2 rRNA genes are annotated in these 2846 nt (G+C 57.5%); both read left to right on the top strand.

What is annotated here, in order from left to right:
- A 23S ribosomal RNA gene (locus tag LG943_RS27580) occupies positions 1-2642 on the top strand; the annotation flags it as partial.
- Between the two features lie 86 nt (positions 2643-2728).
- Positions 2729-2844: ribosomal RNA gene (rrf, locus tag LG943_RS27585) — 5S ribosomal RNA — on the top strand.
- The last annotated feature ends 2 nt before the right edge of the window (positions 2845-2846 follow it).

Below are 2846 nucleotides of genomic sequence, written 5' to 3' on the forward strand. Positions count from 1 at the left end.
CCCGAGTAGCGCGGAGCCCGAGGAATTCCGTGTGAATCTGGCAGGACCACCTGCTAAGCCTGAATACGTCCTGGTGACCGATAGTGGACGAGTACCGTGAGGGAAAGGTGAAAAGTGCCCCGGTGAGGGGTTGTGAAATAGTACCTGAAACCGTGTGCTGTCAAGCCGTCAGAGCTCTGCTTTGGTGTGGGGTGATGGCGTGCCTTTTGAAGAATGAGCCTGCGAGTCGTGGTGTGTGGCGAGGTTAACCCGGGTGGGGTAGCCGTAGCGAAAGCGAGTCTGAATAGGGCGTTGAGTCGCATGCTGTGGACCCGAAGCGGGGTGATCTACCCATGGCCAGGGTGAAGCGGAGGTAAGACTTCGTGGAGGCCCGAACCCACCAGGGTTGAAAACCTGGGGGATGAGCTGTGGGTAGGGGTGAAAGGCCAATCAAACTCCGTGATAGCTGGTTCTCCCCGAAATGCATTTAGGTGCAGCGTTGTGTGGTGCTCCCTGGAGGTAGAGCTACTGTTTGGCTGATGGGCCCGACAAGGTTACTGAGGTCAGATAAACTCCGAATGCCGGTGGAGTGGAGCATGGCAGTGAGACTGCGGGGGATAAGCTTCGTAGTCGAGAGGGAAACAGCCCAGATCATCAGCTAAGGCCCCTAAGTGTGTGCTAAGTGGGAAAGGTTGTGGAGTTGCTGAGACAACCAGGAGGTTGGCTTAGAAGCAGCCATCCTTTAAAGAGTGCGTAATAGCTCACTGGTCAAGTGATTCTGCGCCGATAATGTAGCGGGGCTTAAGTACACCGCCGAAGCTGTGGAGCCTGTGTGTAGACATGGGTTGGTAGGGGAGCGTCGTGCGTCCGGTGAAGTTCCAGAGTGATCTGGGGTGGAGGGTGTGCGAGTGAGAATGCAGGCATGAGTAGCGATACCGGAGTGGGAAACTCCGGCGCCGATTGACTAAGGGTTCCTGGGGCAGGTTAATCCGCCCAGGGTGAGTCTGGACCTAAGGCGAGGCCGACAGGCGTAGTCGATGGATAACGGGTTGATATTCCCGTACCCGTTTGTGCGCGTCCATGTTGATAGCCCTGATGCTAACCCTGCTGGTGTGCGCCGTGCCCTTCGGGGTGTGGTGTGTGCTGGTGGGGGATCCGATGGGTGTGTAGGCAAGTGATGGGGTGACGCAGTGGGGTAGCTCTACCCGGCGGTGGTTGTCCGGGGGTAAGCGTGTAGCCCGGGGTGTTGGTAAATCCGTGCCCCTTTTGTGGGTGAGGCGTGATGCCGAGCCGTTTTTGGTGAAGTGAGTGATCCCGTGCTGTCGAGAAAAGCCTCTAGCGAGTGCGCAGGCGGCCAGTACCCGAAACCGACGCAGGTGGTCAGGTAGAGTATACCGAGGCGTTCGGGTGAACCGTGGTTAAGGAACTCGGCAAATTGTCCCCGTAACTTTGGGAGAAGGGGAGCCCTGTCTGGTGATGGACCTTTGCGTCTTGAGCTGGGTGGGGTCGCAGATACCAGGGGGAAGCGACTGTTTATTAAAAACATAGGTCCGTGCTAAGTTGTAAGACGCTGTATACGGACTGACGCCTGCCCGGTGCTGGAACGTTAAGAGGACTGGTCAGCCCCTTTTTTGGGGTGTCGCTGGGAATCTAAGCGCCAGTAAACGGCGGTGGTAACTATAACCATCCTAAGGTAGCGAAATTCCTTGTCGGGTAAGTTCCGACCTGCACGAATGGCGTAACGACTTCCCCGCTGTCTCAACCGCGGGCCCGGTGAAATTGCAGTACGAGTAAAGATGCTCGTTTCGCGCAGCAGGACGGAAAGACCCCGGGACCTTCACTATAGCTTGACATTGGTGTTTGGGATGGTTTGTGTAGGATAGGTGGGAGCCTGTGAAGTCGCCACGCTAGTGGTGGTGGAGGCGTTGGTGAAATACCACTCTGGCTGTTTCGGGCATCTAACCTTGGGCCGTGATCCGGTTCGGGGACAGTGTCTGGTGGGTAGTTTAACTGGGGCGGTTGCCTCCTAAAGGGTAACGGAGGCGCCCAAAGGTTCCCTCGGCCTGGTTGGTAATCAGGTGGTGAGTGTAAGTGCACAAGGGAGCTTGACTGTGAGACGGACGTGTCGAGCAGGTGCGAAAGCAGGGACTAGTGATCCGGCACCGGCGTGTGGAAGTGGTGTCGCTCAACGGCTAAAAGGTACCCCGGGGATAACAGGCTGATCTTCCCCAAGAGTCCGTATCGACGGGATGGTTTGGCACCTCGATGTCGGCTCGTCGCATCCTGGGGCTGGAGTTGGTCCCAAGGGTTGGGCTGTTCGCCCATTAAAGCGGCACGCGAGCTGGGTTTAGAACGTCGTGAGACAGTTCGGTCCCTATCCGCTGCGCGCGTTGGAGACTTGTGGAGGGCTGTCCCTAGTACGAGAGGACCGGGACGGACGAACCGCTGGTGTGCCAGTTGTTCCGCCAGGGGCATGGCTGGTTGGCTACGTTCGGGAGAGATAACCGCTGAAAGCATCTAAGTGGGAAGCTTGCTTCGAGATGAGGTCTCCTGCCCTGTTGTGGGGGTAAGGCTTCCAGTTGATGACTGGGTTGATAGGCTGGTGGTGGAAGCGTTGTGAGGCGTGGAGCTGACCGGTACTAATGGGCCGAGGGCTTGTCCGCCGCAGATGCTGGGTGTTCGCGCACATTGTTCATAGTTTTCCCCGCGCCTGTCCGGGTTTTTTGGGTGGGTGTTTGGGGGTTGGGTTTGCGGTGGTTATGGTGGGAGGGTCACACCCGGTCTCTTTCCGAACCCGGTCGTTAAGCCTCTTTGCGCTGATGGTACTGCCCTGTTGTGGGGTGGGAGAGTAGGTTGCTGCCGCAATT

Source organism: Streptomonospora mangrovi, assembly GCF_027604915.1.
GTDB lineage: Bacteria > Actinomycetota > Actinomycetes > Streptosporangiales > Streptosporangiaceae > Streptomonospora > Streptomonospora mangrovi.